This is a genomic window from Robbsia sp. KACC 23696 (assembly GCF_039852015.1).
Classification (GTDB): domain Bacteria; phylum Pseudomonadota; class Gammaproteobacteria; order Burkholderiales; family Burkholderiaceae; genus Robbsia.
In genome coordinates, this window is record NZ_CP156626.1 from 147,614 (window position 1) to 168,844 (window position 21,231).

Here is a 21,231-nt window from a genome sequence, read left to right on the forward strand (position 1 = left end):
TCCAATTCGTCATTGCCGTGCTTCAACCACCCGCACGATGCGCGTCGCATGCGTCCGTGCATCGCGATACACCAGCGCAACGTTGTCCACCACAGCCCGTTCATGCGTCACGCGGGCGTGAATCTCGAAATAACGTGTAGTCACGTCGAAGCGACTCGCATCGAGCGTATCCGACGCCAACATGAAGCGCGCCAGGCGCGTCTGCGCATCGCCCAGATTGACGAAAAACGCCTGGTCGCGCGTCGCCACCACCGCCTGCGCCGCCGTCACGGTCAACGACGGCAACGCCGACGCAATCACCTCGGCACTCGCCGTGTTCAGATTGATCTGGGTCGGCACCGGCAGAATCGTCACAAACGACCGCAGCCGCGCGATGATCTGCGGCGTAAAGCCGGGGAGCACCGCGAGATCGTCCACATCGTGCAGCTGGATGGGCCGCGTCATCTCCGCCGCCGCATTGCCGCTGCTCAAACCAGGGTCATCGCTGAAACCACTGCTGCTGTTCGGCGAGGCGTTGTTGTTCAGTGCCGCGGCTTGCGCATCGGACGCGATATCGCCCGTCTGCGCCTGCTGCGTTTTCGTCGCCGACGACAACAACGTCGTCATCAGATATTGCGCCGTCGGCGTCGCCAAGTCACCGTTCAAACCCAGCAAGGACAGCAGCTTCTGAAACTGCTGCAAGGCCTGCGGATCGATACGCAATCCCCCAACCGGCGCGATGCCCACCAGATTGCGCAGATTGAAGCGCGATTGCGCATCGACGACCCCGCCCGACAACCAGGTGGACGCGCCCTCTTGCGAGCGTGCGATCCCCATTTTTCCGAGAAAGTCCGACAGCCGCGTCGGCGCGATCGGCACGCTCCAGGCGCCGCCGAGATAGGTCACCGGCAAGGCATCGGCCTGCGTACGCAAAATCAGACGCGCCCAATCCATGACGCCACGCGATACCCAACGAGCCTGTTCCGCCTCGCGCTGATTCTCCACGCGACGAATCTCCACCTGCTGCCGCCATAACAATCCGGATACCAGCACCGCGGCCAAGGTGGTGACCAATAGCGCCGTGATCAAGGCCGCGCCGCGCGAACGCCGACGGCCGGCGTCCCCTTCATATCTGGACCTTGGCGGGCTTCGTTTCATTGCGCCACCAGATAATCACGTTCATAACGCCGCAGACCGCCGTCGTTCGTCGACAACGTCAGTCGTACGCCGCGGGCCGCGCGCTCCAACGGCGCGGAACTGGTGGTAGCGTCCCGCAACGCGCGTTGCGAGCGGGTCACCGCCGCCGCCACCGACGATTGCGCACCGGTCCACCCCTGTGCCTCCAGCCAAGCCTCCGCCTGGAATGTCGCCACATGCGGCAGCAACACCACTTCGCGCCAATCGCCTTGGTCGCCATTTCCCGACAGCGCCTGTTGCAAGGCGCCGACCGTTGCGACCGGGGCCGAGGCACGGCGCAGCAACTGTCCTTCCCGCACTTGATACACGACCACCTGCAACCGTCGCGGCTGCTCCGGCTGCGTGAGATAGCGCACGACGGTAAAACCGCTGCCTTGCAATATCACCGCACTGCCGCGCGCATCGTCATCGCTGGCGGCTGCGCGCAGATCGAAACCGACCTGACCTAAAGCACGCGCGATCGTTCGTTCGTCGCTCATCGTCGCCACGACGATCTCACGTCCCCGTACGATCTGGTCGAAGCCACGCCAGCTCAATAGCGCGACCACCGCCAGCAGCGTGATCGCCACCAACAGCTCGATCAAGGTGAAGCCGGCCTCCCGGCGCGGCGTATCAGAGCGGCCTGTGCGTTTCATCCGCCACCACCGTAACCAGATCGGCCAACATCGTTTTTCCGGTAACCGCGCTACGCACGGACACCTCGACTCGCCGAAACGCCGGATTCGGCGTCGGCGTTACCGTCATATCGCAGACCAGCGCCAGCCCGCCTTGCGGGCAGGGGACGGACGTCACCCCGAACGACGGCCAACTGCGTTGCAGATGCAACATCGTGATCGTATTGTCGGCGCTCCAGCCAGCCAGCAGGCGCGCATGCAAGGCGGCGGTATTCGTCGCCACACTCCCGACGGCGCGCAAGGCCGCGACCAGACCGATCGCGACGATCGCCAACGCGACCAGGACTTCGATCAAGGTAAAACCGGCCGCAAACCCGGCGCGTGCCGTGCGCGCGCGTCGGCGCGGCCCCGCGCGCGAAGCACAGGGGGGGCGCCGCATATCGATCGATCGACGGACGAAGGAGAGACGCATCGTCAGCGGGTCCCTTTGCGAACGAGGAACTGTCCGTCGCCGTTGGTTGAAATAGTCACGGCGCCATTGTCCGAGAACAGCGTGACACTTGCGGCATCGCCGATGCTTTCCGTGCCGAAGCGCAAAACTTTCACCGCGCTCGACACGCCCGGATATCGAATCGCAACGCCCGAGACCGCGGTCATCCAGCGTGCGCCGCCCAGCACGTCGTCGCTCAGCGGCCGCCAACGCGCGCCGTCCCGTACCGAAAAGCGATAGCCGCCATCCACCGGCTCCCAACTGATTGGTGCGTTGCGCAACTGAGCCTCGTCGCCCGCGGTCTCAAAAGCGAGCGCGAGGCGTTGCCCCTGTTCCAACAGGGCACTCCCGGTGTTGTGCGAGAGGGATAAGGATGCCAGGCCGACCAGCAGTCCGCCGATCACCAGCACCATCAGCATCTCGAGCAAGGTGAAGCCACGCGCGCGCACCGGAGACGGCCTCCGCCTATTCGTCAGCGACATGAGTCAAGCGGCGACGATCACTGCCACGAACCGATATCGGCGTCGTTACCGTCGCCGCCCGCCTTGCCATCGGCGCCATAGCTGAACACATCGATCTCGCCGTGGACGCCCGGATTCAGATATTGATACGCATTGCCCCACGGATCGTTCGGCAACTTCTCCAGATAGCCGCCATCCTTCCAATTGTTCGGCACCGGGTCCGTGCTCGGCTTCGTGACCAATGCTCGCAGCCCTTGTTCCGTCGTCGGATAACGGCCGTTGTCCAGGCGATAAAGTTTCAGCGACTGCATCACCGTGGCGATATCCTGCGTCGCCGCCACACGACGCGCCTGATCCGGTCGGTTCATGATCTTCGGTACGATCAAGGTTGCGAGAATGCCGATGATCGCGATCACCACCATCACTTCGATCAGGGTGAAGCCGCGTGCGCGGCGCCGCCCCGCCAAGCGCGACGGAGTGCGCTGTAAGCGCGCGCGCGCCGTGAGACGCACCTCGGACAATGATGCAGACAGGGCGGGGGGGATAACATTCCCACCAACATTACCGGCGTCGGCACGATGCGCCGACGACACAAAAAAGCGATTCATAAGAGCGCGCATTCCGAAATTTCCTCCATCCACTTGTGCACCGTATTTGTCGTCATGATTTGACCGTAGAATGCCAAATATGAACCGACTCGTGATGCCCCTCGCTACGTTGGCCGCCTGCGCGCTGTTTTGCGCGACCGCCACTTTTTGGACCGTGAAACTGACCGCTTCGCGGCAGGCGCCGGATGACGCCGCCACCGTGGCGCCGCCACCTTCCGTCCAGGCGGCAAGCCAACTGTTCGGCGGCGATGCCACCCAGCAGGCTCGCTTGCGCGTGGCCGGCGTCCTCTCGCTGGGCGTGGGCCGCGGCGCTGCGGCAATCATCAGCGAGAACGGCGCAGCCGGCCGCGCGATCGGTCTCAATCAAGCGATCGACGACCAGACGATCCTTCGGGAAGTGTACGCGGATCACATCGTCGTCGAGCAACATGGCGTGCGCAGTGACATTCGCGTCACCGCGCCCATCAGCGGTCCGGGCGGCATCGCTTATATGCGCTGAGCGCATCACTGCACCATTTGGTTAAGCTGGATGATCGGCATCATCACCGCCAGCACGATCACCAGCACGATGCCACCCATCGCCAGAATCAGCAAAGGCTCCAACAGCGTGGTGAGGAACATCGTGCGACGCTCGAGTTCCTGCGCCTCGCCGCTGGCGGCGCGATCCAACATCGTCGTCACGTCGCCGGTCGCTTCGCCGGACCGAATCAGGTGGACGAGCACGGGCGGAAACGTCCGCGTGCCATGCAGCGCGCGCGACAGCGCCGTCCCTTCGCGCACGCGCACGATGGCCTCGTCCACCACCTGACGCATCGCGCGATTGTTCAGCGTTTCGCCCGCCGCCTGCAGCGCACGCAGGATAGGTACCCCTGCCGCGGTCAGGATGCCGAGCGTGCTGGCAAAGCGCACGGTGTTATAGCCTCGCACCAGACGTCCGGCCAATGGCGCCGTCAACAACCATTGGTCGAAGGCCAGCCGGGGACCCGGCATGCGCAGGATCTTGCGCGCGGCCCATCCCAACACGATGACGCTCAGCAGCATCGCCCACCAGTAATGGCGGAAGAAATCGGACAAACCCAGCACGACCACCGTGATCGTCGGCAAGGCCTGCTTATTGTTTGAAAACACACTGACGACCTGCGGCACGACGTAACTCAGCAAAAAGCTGACGATGCCGATGGCGATGCAGGTGACGACCACCGGATAGGTGAAGGCCAACTGGATCTTCTGCCGCAACGCATTGCGTTGCTCGACGTAATCGGCCAGGCGCGTCAGCACGAGACCCAACTGCCCGGTATGTTCGCCGGCCGACACCAGGGCGCGATAGATATCGGGAAAGTCGCGGGGGTGCAGCGCCAGCGCACCGGCCATCGATTGGCCCGCCAGCACATCGGCACGAATCGCCGCGATCAGCTCGCGGACGTAGTCGCGCTCCGATTGCTCCGACAACACGCCGAGCGCCTCACCAAGCGGCAAACCGGCCACCAACAGACTGGCCAACTGACGCGTGAACAGACCCTGTTCCCGAGCGGACAGCCGACGGCCGAACGCGAGACGGGCGCGCTTGCCCGACGCGTCGGCCGATCCCGACGTACCGCCGCCAGACGCATGGCGGCCCGCCAGTTCGACGACCAGCGGCGTCAGCCCCTGCGTGCGCAACGCGCCGCGCGCGCCACGGGCGCTTTCGGCATCGATCACGCCACGCTGGGTCTTGCCCCGTGCATCGATCGCTTCGAAACGGAATGCTGGCATGGTGAAAAACCTTGGGAAATCCTTTGCGTCCCCCTGCCGACGACGCAACGAAACTCCGGAAAAGAGGGGTCGAGGCTAGGCCCCGGTCACACGCAGGACTTCCTCCAGCGATGTCGTTCCTTCGGCGAGCCAACGGTCCGCATCCTCACGCAAGGTGCGCATGCCGTTGGCCCGACCGGCGGTCAGAATCTCGGCATCGCTGCGGCCGTCGTGGATCTGCTTGCGAATCGCATCGTTCAGCACCAGTAATTCATAGACGCCACGCCGCCCGGCATAACCGGTCCGCGCGCAACGCTCGCATCCCACCGGATGCCATTGCCCATCGCGCTCGACCTTGCAGGCAGGGCAGAGCTGGCGGACCAGTCGCTGCGCCAGCACGCCGAGCAGACTCGAGGCGAGCAGATAGGGTTCGACGCCCATGTCCACGAGCCGCGTCACGGCCGACGCCGCATCGTTCGTATGCAGCGTCGCCAGGACCAAGTGCCCGGTCAACGACGCCTGCACGGCAATCTGCGCCGTCTCCAGATCGCGGATTTCGCCAATCATGATGATGTCGGGATCCTGCCGCAGGATCGACCGCAAGGCCCGCGCGAACGTCATGCCGATTCGATCGTTGACCTGCGTTTGACCCACGCCGGCGAGGTCGTACTCGATCGGGTCCTCCACCGTCATGATGTTCGTCGATGCCGTCTCGAGACGGCTCATCGACGCATACAGCGTGGTGGTCTTGCCGGAGCCGGTCGGACCCGTCACCAGCACGATGCCGTGCGGCTTGCCGATCAGCGTATCGAAACGCTGCTGCGTTTCACGCGCCATTCCCAACGCATCGAGATTCAGCCGTTGCGCGTCTTTTTCCAGCAACCGCAGCACCGCGCGTTCGCCATGCCCCGTGGGCAACGTCGACACGCGCACATCTACCGGACGCCCCCCCACGCGCAAGGTGATGCGCCCATCCTGCGGCAGGCGCTTCTCGGCGATATCGAGCTGCGCCATGATCTTGATCCGCGAGATCAACGCACCGTGCAGCGCCTTCTTCGGTCGCACGATATCGCGCAAGGTGCCATCGGTGCGAAAGCGGACGACGCAGGACTGCTCGAACGGTTCAATATGGATATCGGACGCCCCTTCGCGTGCGGCCTGCGTCAGCAGCGCATTGATCATCCGGATTATCGGCGCGTCGTCCTCGGACTCCAGCAGATCTTCGATCTCGGGAATGTCCTGCATCAGCCGCGACAGATCCACCTCGCCCTCGACCTCGCCGACCACCTGCGCGGCGCTGCTGTCCTGCATCGCATAGGCGCGGTTGATGTGTTCGGACAGTTCCTTGTCGGACTTGCGCACCAGACGCATCGCACCGAAGCGACGCCCCATTTCCGCGAGGGCGGAAGAGCGCGTGCGGCTGCTGATCCACACTTCGAGCCCGTCCGAATGCCGATGCGCGACCAGCACTTGCGCACTGCGTGCGAAGCTATAGCCGATCAGCCGCGTGGCATCCAGCGACGGAACATCGGGCGTGCTCATGGTGCACTCGTGCCCGACGACGCGCCCGACGTATTGCGCGGCGGGGTATAGACCGGGCCGCCCGGCACTTGTGCCGTCGGATAGGTCAGTGGCGCATGTTGCTGCAGGTCTGCTGCGGACGGCGCGGGGATATACGGCGTCGGGCCGGTCACGCCATTGCTCGGACGAACCGTCGATGACGATTGAGGCACTGGACGCACCACCGTCCCGTCCGGTGTCACGTTGGCCGGCGGCATCGGCGCGGGCGGATCGATCTGCCCACGCGAGGGCACGCCTTCATCGGGCATATAAGGCGGTTGCTGGCCGACATTCGGCGACACCAGCGGCGCACCGACACTGCGCTCACGATCGCGCAGATCGGTCAGGCCGTTGACCTGGTTACCCGGCGTGCCGTCCGGGTTGCGCATTGCCCGGCCCATGGGCGCTTCGCTACTCGGCGCGATCGGTGCCGGCACCGGATTGGTCTTTTCCTTGATGATCCAGTTATCCGGCTTGTAGTTCGCCGCCTCGGCACGGATATAGTCGTATCGATTCATCGATACGTCCTGCAGCGTATTCTGGTCGCGAATAATCACCGGGCGCAGGAACAGCAGCAGATTCGTTTTCGTGCGCGTCTTCGCTTCGCTACGGAACAGCGCGCCCAGGAACGGGATATTGCTCAGCCAAGGCACCCGGCTGTTCGACTGCGTGACGTTGTCTCCGATCAAGCCCCCGAGCACGACGATTTCGCCGTTATCGGCCAACACGGTTGTTTGCAGGGAACGCTTGTTGATCGTCGGATTCGTATCGCCCGCGGCAGACGCGAGGCTCGAGTCTTCCTGATAGATCTGCAGCTTGATCGTGCCGCCCGAATTGATCTGCGGCCGCACGTTCAACATCGTGCCGATATCGATGCGGTTGTAGCTGTTGTATTGCGAGACGCCACTGGTGGTACCAGTCGCGGTGCCGATCGTCCCTTGCAGAACGCCGATATTCGAACCCACCATGATGCGGGCTTCCTGATTGTCCAACGTCATCAGATTCGGCGTGGACAGAATATTGATGTCCTTGTTGGTCTGTACGGCTTCCAGAAAACCGCCAACCCCCAGCAAGCTTCCGAAGTTGCGCAGGATGCCGATGCCGTACGTAGAAGTCGACGTGATCGCCGAGAGCGCGGTGCCGGCCGTAGTCGTCCCGACCGTGGCCGCGTTCGCCACGGTCGTCAAATTGGCGACGGTGGTGGAACCGGTCGTGGCGCCGGACGTCCCCACGCTGACCACGCTGTTGTTACCGCTGCTGCCGAACAGCCAGTTCACGCCGAACTGACCGGTCTTCGTCGACGAGACTTCGATGATCATCGACTCGATATAGATCTGCGCACGGCGCTGATCCAGCTGTGCGACGACATTGCGCAGATTGCGATACACCGGCTCGGAGGCGGTGATGATCAGCGAATTCGTCGACGCATCAGCCACGATCATGCCGGCGTTGCCCTGATCCGAGTTGTCGTCACTCCCCGTGCCGTTTCCGCTGCTGCTGCCGCTACTGCCGTTATTCCCGCCGAGACTACCCATGCTGCTCGACGAACCGCTGGAGCTGCCGAGGCTGCTGGTGCTGCTCGTCCCGCTGGGGAGCGGCGGCAAGGAGCCGTTGCTGTTCGACAAGCCCCCACCGCTGCTGCCCGATTGGCCGCTGTTGCTATTGCTGAACAGGCTGTTGCCTCCCGATGCCCCCTTGCTATCCGACGATTGCCCCATCATGCCGCGCAGCGTCTTCGCCAGCGTCGTCGCATCGGCATTGGTCAGCGGGATGACATGGATATTGCCGGGCTCGCGCGTGGGCGAATCGAGCTTCATCACCAACGTGTGCGCCATCCGCAACCGTGCCGCATTACTGGCACGGAGGATCACCGAGTTGGTCCGAATATCGGTGCTGACATTCACTTTCAATGTCGAGTCGGTCACACCGATCACACCCGGATCGAGCAACTTGGCAGCTTCGGCCGCGACGTCCTGCGCATTGGCGTTCGACAGCGGGATCACATCGATATTGCTGCCTTCCGCGCCGTCGATGCCCGCGATGATCGACCCGATCCGTCGCACATTGTCGGCGTAGTCGGTGATGATGATCGAATTGGTATTCGGATAGGCGGCGACGGTATTGTTCGGCGAGACCAGCGGCCGCAACACCGGCAACAGATTCGTCGCCGAGGCATTGTGCAGCGCGAAGACCTGCGTGATCACCGTATCGCCGCGCGCCTGCGCCGCATTTCCGACGAAGGTCGGTACGCCTTGCAACTTCGCATCGGCTTCCGGCACGACCTTCAATATGCCATGGTCCTCAAGCAGTGCGAATCCTTGCATCCGCAGCGCGGCCTGTAAGGTTTTCAGTGCCTGATCGTTCGATACGGGACGATCGGACTGAAGGCTCAGCTGACCTTTGACCCGTGGATCCACAACGATCGTTTGATTGGTCGCCGCGCCGATCGCACGGGCGATCTGGTCGATATCGGCGTTGGCGAAGTTCAGCGTCACATCGGCGTGCGCAAGCGGCGCCACGACGAGTACCGACAGCAACGAGGCGGCCAGCACGGTACGGCGCAGCGGCCATCCCGTCCAAGAATGAGTCGTCATAGAATCAGGCAACAGAGGGCAAAAGCACGGCGCGCGCCGTGCCGCTGGCAACACGCGCAGCAGCGACAAGGACGACGCCCCCGAACACGCGGGCGTGAAAATTCAGGCGCGGGATTTTCAAGAGCACTGAATGAACAGCGAAACATTAGCAGGTTTCGAAGACAAATTTTTCACAATCGGCGAACGCCCCTCATTTCTGTGATTGGAATACGTCAATAACACCCCTACGCGGGCGCGCTGCATACGATAACGGCAAATCGACGGTGCGGGTTACACGAAACGCCGACGCTCGCGGCGGCCGATCTAACCTTTCAGACCAGTACCAAGAACGCATTTGAAAATCCATCAATTATGCGTTTGTTTATGTCATGCGTTTGACCAAACAAAATAATGTCGTGATTTATAGAGAATTCGTCGAATAACGACGATGCACAGCGGGCGCTTCGGTCGACATGCATCATGTCGGCACATGTCGTCGACGCGAGCATCGGCGAAGTGTCCGAATCGAACCACGCGATCGCATGATTGCGCGATGACCCATTACGTAATGGCGCTAAGATAGCGGCGCCGAGATCGACACGCTCCGCCCATCGGCACCATCGACTTTGCGCCAGAGCGAAATACGCAGCACGACGCAAGACGGCAAACGGCATACGCATTGATGCTGCCCGCCGCTGAACCGGATCACACGACGCGAATGACCCGAATCACCCCTCGACGCACGGCAAGGCTCTGGCACGCGTTAGCCACGGCGACACTGCTGAGCGCGGCAAGTCAGTCCGCGCACGCGGCGCTGGACTGCTTCACCGCGGCAGGCCAGTACCAGAAGGTCAATCCGTTGATCCTGCGTGCCATTGCCTGGCAAGAATCGCATGACGCCACGACGGCAAAGCACGTGAACAGTAACGGATCGATCGACTACGGCCTGATGCAGATCAACTCGATTCATCTGCCGCGGCTCGCGCAGTATGGCATCTCTGCCGACAAACTGATGAATCCCTGCGCCAACGTCTATGTGGCGGCTTGGCATCTGCGCCAGAAGATGGACAAATACGGCAATAGTTGGGCAGCCGTGGGTGCCTACCATTCGGAGACGCCTACCTTACGCGACCAATACGCACGACAGATCATGGCGATCCTGCGACGCTGGAATGTGTTGCCGGCCGTCGGGAAATGAGCAGGTCGTTACGCGCCGAAACGGAACGGTAGAACGCGAAAGCAAGGGGCGTATGGCGAACGCTTCACGTGCATTGGGCAAATGGGAGCGTAATGCAATAGGGGAGAAGACCGGACCGCGCGATCGACATCGACGGCAGCCAGGGGGCAATGCGGAGAGGAGAGGGCTAGACCATGTGTAAGCGCGCGTTTCGCGCGCTGCACGACATGGCATAGCCTCGATACAGGCATCGCCGTCGATGCCGCGAGCCTGATCGGTGAGGCCATTCAGTCGAGCGTCGGGACAGCCAGCAATGGCTTCCCCGTTCACTCGACCAAGCGGCTTTACTTCGCGTTGACAGCGTCTTTGAAAGCCTTGCCAGCGGTGAACTTCACCGTCTTGGCCGCTGCGATCTGCAGCGTTTCGCCCGTCTTCGGGTTGCGGCCTTCACGTGCTGCGCGCTGACCCGAGCCAAAGCTGCCGAAGCCCACCAGTTGCACGGTGTCGCTCTTGGCAACGGCGACCTTCACGGTGTCCATGAATGCGTCCACGGTTTCCGTCACGGCGCCCTTGCTTTGGCCCGTCGTCTTCGCGATTTGGTCGATCAGTTCTTGTTTGTTCATAAGGCTCCTTTCTCGGATTAGGGTAAAACGTGGACCGGTCCGGGACCCAGTGGGCCCCGTCGTTCAACATCGACCGACAGTCGGCAAAACCCGTATCCCGCCCCAGGCAGCCGGGGCACAGACACCAACCAGTCCGATCTCAGCGACACATGATACACGCTGGAGGCCCCGTGAATAGGGGCGCTTGCTATCATACCGTACCGCATGCGGCGGTTTTGCCCTGGTTTCGGTACGTCATGAGCAATGTCGCGCGCCGATCGAGGGCGGACTGGCCCAGCGCAGATCCCCGATCATCGCGCAAAAGCGCCGGAAAATCACGCAACGCCATGCAATTAGTGGCAGATTGCGCTACCTTTCACCGATTGCGCGGTCTATTCCACAGAACGACGCAACCGTGCGGCGTGGGCCTCCCCTCGTCCTCAAACGCATGAAACAGGCCGTCCCGCATGGATAAAGACGTCGTAAGCGCATCCCGAACGGGTTCCACGGGAGACGGCTCCGACTCGAAGCGCAGCGCCGTCCCAGCGCAAGACCCGCAGGCCATGGCCACGGCCAGCCTATCCTTTCGCGTCGATGGCACGGCGTTCAGTGATGCCTACGGGGACGTGTATCACAGTGCGGCAGGCGCGCTCGGCCAGGCTGGGCACGTCTTTCTTGCCGGTAACGGTCTGCCTCAACGCTGGTCCGGGCGACGACGCTTCACAATTGTCGAAACGGGGTTCGGCACCGGCCTGAATTTCCTCGCCACCTGGCTGGCCTGGCGGAAAAGCCGCTCGGACAGTGCGCGTCTGCACTTCGTCTCGCTAGAAAGCCATCCTCTCCTGCGTCCCGACTTGGCAGAGGCCTTGCGTCGGCATCAATGCGCCGACACGGCACGCGCGACGGCGCGATCCCGGGGATTGGACGCGGATCCCGACGCCGACGATCGCGCCGCGCTCGCGCCGCTGGCCGAGGCCCTGATCGCGGCCTGGCCGCCCGTATTGACGCGCGGCATGCACCGGCTGTCGTTCGACGACGATCGCATCGTTCTGACACTGGTCTTCGGCGATGCCTATCCCTGTGCATCGCAACTCAAACTGCGCGCCGATGCCTTCTATCTGGATGGTTTTTCACCCTCCCGCAACCCGGCAATGTGGCAGCCGCGCCTGTTCAAGGCGCTGGCGAGACTGGCCGATGAGCAGGCAACGGTAGCAAGCTACACCAGTGCCGGCCAGGTGCGACGCGATCTCGCCGATGCGGGATTTGCCGTTCGACGTGCGCCCGGCTTCGGCGGCAAACGCACGATGACGCTCGGGCATTTCGCGCCGCGCTGGCGGGTCCGGCGACATCCGCCACCGACAGCATCGATTACCTCGTCCGACGCGGCCGACCGCGCGCCGTCGTATCCCCGTGCCTTGGTCATTGGGGCCGGTGTGGCAGGGTGCGCCGTCACCGATCAATTGATTCGACGCGGCTGGCACGTCACATTGATCGATCAGGCCGAGCAGCCTGCGAGTGGCGCTTCCGGCAATCCCGCGGGGATTTTTCACCCGGTCGTCACCCGCGACGAGGGGCGTGCCACGCGTTGGAGTCGTGCGGCATTCTTATACGCCTTGCGCTATTGGCGCGGCCTCGACCGACGCCAGGAGAACGGCGCCCGCACACTGAGATGGTCGGATGCCGGCCTGGTACAACGGATCGCTCCGGGCGGTGACGCCGGTGCGTCGTCGGTCGAGACCGACACGGCATCGACGGTGGCGGCAGAAGAAGAAGGCAGCAACCTCTCTTTCGCACCCGGCTTGCCAACCGCCATTGCTGAACGCATTTCGGCAGAAAACGTCCTGACCCTGACCGGCATGCCGGTGGGCGGCGACGCCTGGTGGTTCAAGGAAGGGGGATGGATCGACCCGCGCTCCTTGATTGCGCAGATGCTGGGAAATGCGGATGCGCACGCGCACGACGAAACAGCCAGCGGTGATGTGTCGAACGCGGAAAGTCGACTTGCGCGATGCCATGCCACGCACGTCGCGCGTCTATCTCGCGACGCCGGGCAATGGTGTGCGCATCATGCAGATGGCCGGATCATTGCGCGGGCCGACGTCGTCGTGCTCGCAAACGCCTCCGACGCGGCCAGGCTTGCCGGGATCGATTGCCTGCCGACCGAACCGGTTCGTGGTCAATTAACGGTATTGCCACTCAACGCGCAGTCAAAAGACGAGAAAACATCCCGCGCATCAACGTGCCTACTGCGTCTGAAAATGCCGCTGATCGGCGGCGCCTATGCGATTCCCTTGCCTGCCGCGGTGCCGATCGAGGATCGATATGCCAAAGAGGATCCAAGCCAAAACGCCACCGAAGTGCCTGCCGCATCGCTTGTGGGACCCCATCTCTTAACGGGCGCCAGTTACCAAGTCGGCATTTCCAAGACAGAAATCACGGCAGCCGAACATCGCGAGAACATCATGCGTCTCGCGGCGCTGCTGGATCAACCGCACGCCACGCTAGCGCCGCTGCTCTCGGCACCGCGCCCGTCCCTCGACGAGGAAAACGCGCCCCCGGGCGCCGATCACGACTCCCTGCTTTTGCAAATCGACAAAGCCGTTTTCGGTCGCGCGGCCGTACGCTGCGTCACCGGCGACCGAATGCCCTATGTAGGACAGTTGGCCGATAGTGCCGCAGCCCTTGCCAAGGCCCATGCATTACGTGGCGCCCATCTTGCCGATCTTCCGAGGGTGCCCGGGCTGTTTGGCGTTTTCGGTCTGGGGTCGCGCGGCATTCTCTGGTCCGCCCTCGCGGCCGAGTGCGTCGTCAATCTGATCGAAGGTGAGCCCACGCCCATCGAGAGCGATCTGCTCGATGCGATGGATCCCGCTCGCTTCCTGCTGCGCCAGCTCAGACGCCAAGTCGACTGAAAAATCCCGCCCCGATCTTGTGGATAACTTTGTTAGTAATGGGGCGGCGCAGCGTTGACGATATCTGCATAACCCGGAAACAGCCTGCGGGTGTAGGCGAGATTAGCCACTTTTCCATGCAACAATCCCGCCGGCATACCGTCCTTATGAATTTCCTAAGTCGATGATAAATATCGACTTTGAACCTTTATCCACAGAAAACGCCTTCCTTTGTTAACTACTACTATGTTTACTTAAGGTAAACCAGAGTTAACGACAGAGAGGCTTTCTCGTTTCTGTTGACAATGTGAAGAACGCGCGGAACCGCTGCCCTGACGTCGACCGGACAGCCAGTAAAACCGCGTTGACCCGACTGCTCGCGCCCTTTGCCCGCGCTCAAAAAATGGGCAGGCGCGAGAGCAATCGAAACACGTCGCGCCGCATACCCCATCCGCCCTTTCAACCCTCGTTTCGCGAAAAATGTGAATGCTTCCTCGAAAACGGGGATGGGCCGGCAAAGTAGCGGATTCCAAAGCGATTTTTGGGCTGAAAGTTGGGTATTACGTGTGGATGGATTCTGGAGAACTGACGTTTTCTGATGCTTCCACGAAAAGAACGCGATACCATGCACGACTCATACCGCGTTTGTCCCGGGGTATACAGTCGATTCAACACGTTGTTAACAGGGAAGTTAACCGGGTTATCCACAGAAACCGGTCTCCTTTGTTAACTATTACTATCGTATACATACGTAAACCGTGTAAACACTATCGATTGCATCGCGTCTCTGGAAAACCGCGCTTCGCGGAAGAAATCCAGGCCGCGTGCCGCGAGGTAGAGTGACGGCGCGACGCCGATCGGACGCGGCGCGCACTGAAAGCGGGATTTCACGATTAATAGCGAAACGCAGTAAATGCACCAACTGGTGCGTTTTGGCGCTATGAATTGCGTTCATAGCGTTTGCATGCACTGCGCCCCTGTCCGCTTGGACAGGGATAAGCTATCCCTGGGTCCTATGGCAAAATGACTTCCCAGCGACGAACCGTCGGATAGCGCTGTCGAATAGTTGTCGCACCTCGCTGTGCGCAAATCGCAGATCTATCGTTCCATCGGGTGTGCAGGAAGCGCCCTAAAGCCCCTGGAAGGCTTTGCGGGCCCCAGCGACAACCCGTCGGGTGGACTCGGTATGCGAGGCCCGTAGCGAGCCTCTGAACCAATTCGGTTCACGCCGGCGATTTCGAACCATCCTCCAAGAGCAAGAGGGGCGCCGCACCGCCGTGCGAGAGTCCCCGGACGTCAAGGGAGACAGCACCACATGAATGCCGCTTTTTCGTTTTTGCCCACCACCTCGCATTGGGTGGCCGACGATGTGCTGTGGGCCGGGATCGCTTTACTGTTCGCCGGCGTTTTCGGCGAACTCGGCTGGCGCCGCTGGCGTATTCCGCGCGTGAGTGGTTACGGCCTGGTGGGCGTGCTCGCCGGACTCTGCGGCGTGTTCAATCGAGACAGCGGGGCAGTGGCAACGCTGTTGCCCGACGCCCGGCTTCTGGTCGATGTGGCACTCGGCGTCCTCTTATTTCAGCTGGGCGGCCACGTCTCGCTGCGTTGGATCCGAAACAATCCCTGGCTGATCGTGATGAGCGTGGCCGAGGCGACGCTGTCCCTGGTCCTGGTGGCCGGGCTGGCGATGCTGTGCGGCGTGGCGGCGATGACGGCCTGGATTCTCGGCGGCCTCGCAATGGCAAGCGCGCCGGCGATGCTGCTGCACCTGAGGGGGGAATTACGCGCGCAAGGGCAGGTCAGCGAGCGCATGCTGGTGCTCAGCGGCCTGAACAGCATCTATGCCGTGCTGGTGGTCAAACTGGGCTCGGCCTGGCCCCACCAGGTGTTTTACGGCGACCTGGCCGCCTCCTTGCTGCAGCCGGCGTATTTGGTCCTGGGTTCCCTGGTCGTGGGCCTTGCGCTGGCCGCGGCGTTCCACTTTCTGGGCGCTTATGTGGTGGCTGGTGTGGAATCGGGGCCGGGCAACCGCCAGCTGAGGCCGGACTTCGTTCCGGCCGGCGCGCGTGATCGGACGGCCGGCGTCGTGATGCTTTATGGACCGGTTCTGATCGGCATCGGCGTCTGTGACTTGCTGAAGTTGTCGCCTATTTTGGCAATGCTGGTCGCCGGCATGGTGTTCAGCAATCACAGCGAGCGGCCGCGCGGCTGGGCTCGGGAAACCGGTTCGGCGACCTGGCTGATCACGGTGATTCTGTTCGTGTTGACGACGGAAACGTTCCGCTGGACGGACTTTTCGTCTGGTGCGCTCGTGGCGGTGGTGGTACTGGCGGCGCGTGCGGTGGCAAAGATTGGGGTAACGTCGTTGCTGGCGCGTCGCAGCGGTATCGGGGTACGAAAAGGGGTGGCGCTCGGCATTGCATTGACGCCCATGTCATCGCTGGCCTTTGTGCTGATGAGCGATACTTTTCTGATGTATCCAGCGTTTGACCCGCGCTTGAAAGCCATCGTGCTGTGTACGGTCGTTATCTCGCAACTGGTGCTGCCGGTCTGCGTCTACCGCGCCTTGCAGTGGATCCAGGAAGCCCCTCGGTTGCCCGGGAATACGCAGGCGACCGACGGCGGTCAGGCTGGACGCGGTGGCAAGGGCGGCGCCGCCGGCGAGGCGGGCAGTATCGGCTGACGTTTTTATCGGCGTTCTTTCTGGGTGCGCCGCCTTACATCATTATGTAATCCGAATAGTCTATGGCATTGGAACCTTTTGTCGAATCGCGTCCGTTCACGCTGGGCGTCGAGTTGGAAATCCAGATTGTCGACCGACTGCATTACGACTTGACGCATGCCGCGTCGGATCTGCTGGCTTTGGTGAAGGACGTGCCGATCGACGGATTGATCACGCCCGAAATCACCGAAAGCATGATAGAAATGTCGACCGGTATCTGTACCGATTACAGCGACGTGGTGCGTCAGCTCGGTGCCGCGCGCGATGTGCTGGTGCAAGGCGCCGATCAGCTGAACGTGGGACTTGCCGGAGGGGGCACCCATCCTTTCCAGCGTTGGCATGATCGTCAAATTTACGACAGCCCGCGCTTTCACTACATTTCGGAATTGTATGGTTATCTGGCCAAACAATTCACCGTGTTCGGCCAGCACGTCCATGTCGGATGTCCGAATGCCGATGACGCGTTGTATCTGTTGCATTCGCTGTCTGCCTTCGTACCGCACTTCATTGCGCTGTCGGCGTCGTCGCCGTATGTGCAGGGGGAGGACACCGGCTTTCATTCGGCACGCCTCAATTCCGTCTTTGCCTTTCCCTTGAGCGGTCGTGCCCCCTTCGTGCTGACGTGGGACGATTTCGTCATCTATTTCGACAAGATGCGCGAAACGGGCGTGGTCAACAGCATGAAGGACTTCTACTGGGATATCCGGCCCAAGCCGGGATTCGGCACGATAGAGGTGCGGGTCATGGACACGCCCTTCACCGTCGAGCACGCGGCGGCGATCGCCTGCTATATCCAAGCCATTGCCCGGTGGATCCTGCACGACCGCCCCTTCGTGCCGACCGAGGACGACTATCTGGTCTACACCTTCAATCGATTCGAAGCTTGCCGATTCGGCCTCGACGGCGTGATGGTCGACCCGCGCTCCCATGCACGCACGTCCATCGCCGACGCGGTGCTGGCAACGCTCGACCAGATTGCGCCGCATGCCGAGGCCCTCGACGGTCAAGCGGCATTGAGCATGATCCAATCGGCCGCAAGGTCTCGTATAAACGATGCGACCCGTTTGCGGCAGACAGTGTTGCGTGAGGGCGCGCTCGACGAAGCGGTTCGTCAGCAGTGCGATCGCTGGCGCGGCACGCCGGATCGTTGAAAGGGAATCGAACGCCGATATCGCGTATGCCGGGTAATACGTTGTTGCGAAATTCGGTGAATCGAAACGCCATCTCTGTTCTGAATATTTTTCAATACTCGCTTAAAATGGTCGCGCTCGCCGTTGAATCCGAAGGATTGACGCGAAGTGCATGGTAAATGAAGGGAATAACGAATCCCCGGTGTCGAAATGCTTGATCTGCATTCGAGATTCGGTGCGTGCGGTTCGCAGCGAATGCTTGCGGCTTATCCGACGAGTTGGCTGTCGGGCACGATATTGTTGTAGAAAAAGCCACGGGGAATGGTTGCCAACGTTTGCTCAGGCGTGCGGAAGGTTGTGCTTGTCTTAACGGGCGCGAGATGCGCATTTGTCACAGTTTCGCCGTCGGCGACAGTAAAAGCTTCCGACAGCGCAGCGATATGGCGTAATATTTTTTTGTCCTTTTTAAGATAAGCTTCGCCGAATGGGCGTGCGGGTGCAGGGTGTCCTTTTAATCGGCGTGGGTCTGGATATTAGCCTCGTCGCGTTGCGAGATGCGGCATGATGACTGTCTGAATGCGGATGGTTTGTGAAAAAGGCGTATGTGGATTGAAGTGCCGATTTGCTTGAATACGGGTTTGTGTCTAAATAGTCGCTTGACGAAATTGGCGTGATGCCATGGTCCGAACTTTGCCTCGTCATCGGGGATGCAAACAAAGTGACGATCGACGCAAAGCGGTTGTCATGAAAACGTATTAGACCTGCTAAACAGAGATAAGAGCGAATATTGATGAGTGAAGCGGTGTACGGCGAAGAGGTGATGGGACGCATCACCCATGGCATGTTGCGGCTGAGTACGGCCATGCGTAGCCAAGCGTGGAGTTGGGCGGAAGGTGCGGGCCTGACCCCCACGCAGGGAGAGATCCTGGTGTTGCTGATGCAACGCAAGTCGGCGTTGCGCTTGGGCGAGATCGCGCGACAGACGGCGCTGACCGCGGCCACGACGAGCGATGCGGTCAGCACGCTCGAAACAAAGGGGTTGGTGGAAAAGCGTCGTGCCGTCGATGACGGACGTGCCCTGGCCGTGCGCTTGACCGCGAAAGGTCGTACTGCTGCCAAACGTGCCGCGCTGTGGCCGAATTTCCTGCAGTCCGCTGCGTCGTCGCTGCCGACCGAAGAGCAAGGCGCTTTGTATCGCTCGTTGTTGAAGGTGATCAATGAGCTCGAAGTGAAAGCGCATATTCCGGCACACCGGATGTGTCTGAGCTGCGAGCACTTCGAACCGTTGGGCGAGTCGGCGAAAGACGGCAAGGCCGCGAAGAAGACCACCCGTAAGGTCCGTACCGTCGCGCCAGTGCACCACTGCACGGCCTTGAAGATTGACTATCCCGATACCGGCATCCGTTTGGATTGCGCGGCATGGGAAGAGGCGAGCGAATCGAAGCGCAAGAAGCATTGGAAGTTGTTCGTCCAAGGCGCTTGAGCGAAATCGCGTTCGAACGGAATCGCCATGCGATCTCGGTAAGTGGTTTAAGCAATATAACAGGGTGCGGCACATTGTCGCGATGCCCGTATCGTCTCCACGCGCCACGCTTCGCTGCCCGTTCGGGCGGCATATCGACGCGCAGAGCCGTCACTGCCGATCCACGGCCTGCGCGATGTCGATCGCCGCAGTGCCGGATCCCACCGACGGCGTTGCTCAGCGCGAATCGCCCATCTCCCGCAAAATAACGGTTCCCGTCTTGATGAAGCGTTTGCCTAGGAGCTGCCATGAGCGCGCTGTTTTCTTCGTTGTCGATGCGCGGTTTGACGCTGCGTAATCGGATCATCGTCTCGCCGATGTGCCAATACGCCTGTGACGATGGCGCCGCAAGTGGTCAGGCCAATGACTGGCATCGTGCGCATTGGGGCCATCTGTCCTATTCCGGCGCGGGCCTTTTCATTACCGAAGCGGTGGCGGTCGAGCCCGAGGGACGTATTACGGCGCGCGATCTGGGGCTATGGGACGACGCGACGCAAGCAGCAATCGCGTCGGTGCTGGCGTCGGTGCGGAAGTATTCGGATATGCCGATCGGCATGCAGATCGGGCATGCGGGCCGCAAGGCGTCGTGCGCGGTGCCCTGGGAGGGTGGCGCGCAGGTGGGCGTGGCCGAGGGGGGCTGGCAGACCGTCGGGCCGTCCGACGTGGCGTTCGCACCGGGTGATCGGGCACCGCACGCGCTGGATGCGGCGGCGATCGATCGCCTTGTGCAACGCTTCGTCGACACCGCGACGCGCGCCGTATCGCTAGGCATCGACGCGTTTGAAATCCACGCCGCGCACGGGTATCTGTTGCACCAATTCCTCTCGCCGCTGTCGAATCGGCGCGACGATGCCTATGGCGGCGCGTTGGAAAATCGCATGCGTTTCCCATTGGCGGTGTTCGATGCGGTGCGCGCGGCCGTTCCGGAGGCCATTCCCGTCGGCGTGCGTGTCTCGGCGTCGGACTGGGTGGAAGGCGGATGGGATATCGAGCAAACGGTGACATTTGCCGAGGCGCTGAAGGCGCGCGGCTGCGATTGGATCGATGCCTCGTCGGGTGGTCTATCGGGCGCGCAACAGATTCCGGTGGGGCCTGGCTATCAGGTGCCGTTCGCCGAACGCCTGAAACGCGAGACCGGAATGGCAACGATGGCGGTCGGCTTGATCACCGACCCGACGCAGGCCGAGACGATCCTGGCGACGGGGCAGGCGGATATGGTCGCCATTGCCCGCGCGATGTTGTACGATCCGCGTTGGCCCTGGCACGCTGCAGCGACGCTGGGCGCGCAGGTGGTGGCGCCGCCACAGTACTGGCGCTCCCAGCCGCATGGGGTCAAGGGGCTGTTCGATACGGCTAAGCCGGCTTATTGATTCAAGTGACGAGTGTGTGATGAGCGGACGCAGAATCGCGGTAAGACGGTCAGGGATTCACGGCAGAGGCGTATTCGCGCTTGCGGCATTGGCCGAAGGCGAGCGGATCTTCGAATACGAGGGCGAGCGGATTTCGTGGAAGGAAGCGCTGCGGCGCCATCCTCACGATCCGTCGCAGCCGCATCACACCTTCTATTTCGCCTTGGAAGACGGTCGCGTCATCGATGGCTTGATCGGCGGCAACAGCTCGCGTTGGATCAATCATTCGTGTGCGCCGAATTGCGAAGCCGAGGAGATCGAGGGCCGGGTCTTTATTCACGCCGGCCGCGATATCGCCGCCGGTGAAGAGCTGTATTACGACTACGGCCTCGTCCTCGACGGTAAGCATACGAAGCAGGTGAAACGGGACTACCTGTGCCTGTGCGGCGCGCCCAAGTGCCGTGGCACGATGCTGGCGCCGAAGGAAGGCAGCAAGTCCGAGAAAAAGGCCGCGAAGGCCGACAAGGCGGAAAAGAGCGAAAAGAAGACCAAGTCCGAGAAGTCGGAAAAGTCTTCGAAATCCGGCAAGGACGTCAAGAAGAAGGCACGCGCCAAGGCGTGATCG

Annotated in this window: 18 protein-coding genes; 8 read left to right on the forward strand and 10 right to left on the reverse strand. The window is 61.8% G+C overall.

What is annotated here, in order from left to right:
• Positions 1-9: 9 nt before the first annotated feature.
• The 5 genes from gspK to gspG are packed head-to-tail and all read right to left on the reverse strand — an operon-like array spanning position 10 to position 3,208.
• Entirely contained in the window at positions 10-1,137 is a 1,128-nt protein-coding gene (gene gspK / locus ABEG21_RS00565; RefSeq protein ID WP_347555368.1) for a type II secretion system minor pseudopilin GspK, read from the reverse strand.
• Positions 1,134-1,811 (reverse strand): prepilin-type N-terminal cleavage/methylation domain-containing protein, encoded by a 678-nt coding sequence (locus ABEG21_RS00570; RefSeq protein WP_347555369.1) that lies wholly within the window; start codon positions 1,809-1,811, stop codon positions 1,134-1,136. Before ABEG21_RS00570 ends, gspK begins: the two co-directional genes overlap by 4 nt.
• Positions 1,789-2,262 (reverse strand): type II secretion system minor pseudopilin GspI, encoded by a 474-nt coding sequence (gene gspI / locus ABEG21_RS00575; RefSeq protein ID WP_347555370.1) that lies wholly within the window; start codon positions 2,260-2,262, stop codon positions 1,789-1,791. The genes ABEG21_RS00570 and gspI overlap by 23 nt, the downstream gene beginning before the upstream one ends.
• Positions 2,263-2,264: 2 nt before the next feature.
• The gene (locus ABEG21_RS00580) at positions 2,265-2,729 is read right to left on the reverse strand and encodes a GspH/FimT family pseudopilin (RefSeq protein WP_347555371.1); all 465 of its coding nucleotides are present in this window, start codon (positions 2,727-2,729) and stop codon (positions 2,265-2,267) included.
• Between the two features lie 50 nt (positions 2,730-2,779).
• Positions 2,780-3,208, reverse strand: coding sequence for a type II secretion system major pseudopilin GspG (gspG, locus tag ABEG21_RS00585; protein ID WP_347556836.1), 429 nt, complete (start codon positions 3,206-3,208; stop codon positions 2,780-2,782).
• Positions 3,209-3,428: 220 nt separating this feature from the next.
• Between gspG and ABEG21_RS00590 the strand changes: the two genes are divergently transcribed.
• Positions 3,429-3,848 (forward strand): type II secretion system protein N, encoded by a 420-nt coding sequence (locus tag ABEG21_RS00590; RefSeq protein WP_347555372.1) that lies wholly within the window; start codon positions 3,429-3,431, stop codon positions 3,846-3,848.
• Positions 3,849-3,853: 5 nt separating this feature from the next.
• Here ABEG21_RS00590 and gspF read toward each other — a convergent pair whose 3' ends face one another.
• From gspF to ABEG21_RS00610, 4 genes are all read right to left on the reverse strand, one after another.
• Positions 3,854-5,101 (reverse strand): type II secretion system inner membrane protein GspF, encoded by a 1,248-nt coding sequence (gene gspF, locus ABEG21_RS00595; RefSeq protein ID WP_347555373.1) that lies wholly within the window; start codon positions 5,099-5,101, stop codon positions 3,854-3,856.
• Between the two features lie 75 nt (positions 5,102-5,176).
• Complete coding sequence (gene gspE / locus ABEG21_RS00600; protein ID WP_347555374.1) at positions 5,177-6,622, reverse strand: type II secretion system ATPase GspE; 1,446 nt, start codon at positions 6,620-6,622, stop codon at positions 5,177-5,179.
• Positions 6,619-9,234 (reverse strand): type II secretion system secretin GspD, encoded by a 2,616-nt coding sequence (gspD, locus tag ABEG21_RS00605; RefSeq protein ID WP_347555375.1) that lies wholly within the window; start codon positions 9,232-9,234, stop codon positions 6,619-6,621. The genes gspE and gspD overlap by 4 nt, the downstream gene beginning before the upstream one ends.
• A gap of 311 nt (positions 9,235-9,545) precedes the next feature.
• Entirely contained in the window at positions 9,546-9,887 is a 342-nt protein-coding gene (locus tag ABEG21_RS00610) for a hypothetical protein (RefSeq protein WP_347555376.1), read from the reverse strand.
• A 44-nt stretch (positions 9,888-9,931) separates the two neighbouring features.
• Between ABEG21_RS00610 and ABEG21_RS00615 the strand changes: the two genes are divergently transcribed.
• Positions 9,932-10,411, forward strand: coding sequence for a lytic transglycosylase domain-containing protein (locus ABEG21_RS00615; RefSeq protein ID WP_347555377.1), 480 nt, complete (start codon positions 9,932-9,934; stop codon positions 10,409-10,411).
• Between the two features lie 323 nt (positions 10,412-10,734).
• Here the strand turns inward: ABEG21_RS00615 and ABEG21_RS00620 are convergent, their stop codons facing one another.
• A complete protein-coding gene (locus tag ABEG21_RS00620; protein WP_347555378.1) occupies positions 10,735-11,013 on the reverse strand; it encodes an HU family DNA-binding protein in 279 nt (92 codons plus the stop codon).
• A 542-nt stretch (positions 11,014-11,555) separates the two neighbouring features.
• Here ABEG21_RS00620 and mnmD point away from each other — a divergent pair.
• From mnmD to ABEG21_RS00650, 6 genes are all read left to right on the forward strand, one after another.
• Positions 11,556-13,904, forward strand: coding sequence for a tRNA (5-methylaminomethyl-2-thiouridine)(34)-methyltransferase MnmD (mnmD, locus tag ABEG21_RS00625; RefSeq protein ID WP_347556837.1), 2,349 nt, complete (start codon positions 11,556-11,558; stop codon positions 13,902-13,904).
• 1,294 nt (positions 13,905-15,198) lie between these two features.
• Positions 15,199-16,566 carry a cation:proton antiporter gene (locus tag ABEG21_RS00630; protein WP_347555379.1) on the forward strand — a complete coding sequence of 456 codons (1,368 nt, stop codon included), beginning with the start codon at positions 15,199-15,201 and terminating at the stop codon, positions 16,564-16,566.
• 62 nt (positions 16,567-16,628) lie between these two features.
• Positions 16,629-17,756: a YbdK family carboxylate-amine ligase gene (locus tag ABEG21_RS00635; protein ID WP_347555380.1), complete on the forward strand. Its 1,128-nt coding sequence runs from the start codon at positions 16,629-16,631 to the stop codon at positions 17,754-17,756.
• A gap of 769 nt (positions 17,757-18,525) precedes the next feature.
• Positions 18,526-19,218: a MarR family winged helix-turn-helix transcriptional regulator gene (locus ABEG21_RS00640; protein ID WP_347555381.1), complete on the forward strand. Its 693-nt coding sequence runs from the start codon at positions 18,526-18,528 to the stop codon at positions 19,216-19,218.
• A gap of 287 nt (positions 19,219-19,505) precedes the next feature.
• A complete protein-coding gene (locus ABEG21_RS00645) occupies positions 19,506-20,627 on the forward strand; it encodes an NADH:flavin oxidoreductase/NADH oxidase (protein WP_347555382.1) in 1,122 nt (373 codons plus the stop codon).
• A 19-nt stretch (positions 20,628-20,646) separates the two neighbouring features.
• Positions 20,647-21,228 (forward strand): SET domain-containing protein-lysine N-methyltransferase, encoded by a 582-nt coding sequence (locus ABEG21_RS00650; RefSeq protein ID WP_347555383.1) that lies wholly within the window; start codon positions 20,647-20,649, stop codon positions 21,226-21,228.
• Positions 21,229-21,231: the final 3 nt, after the last annotated feature.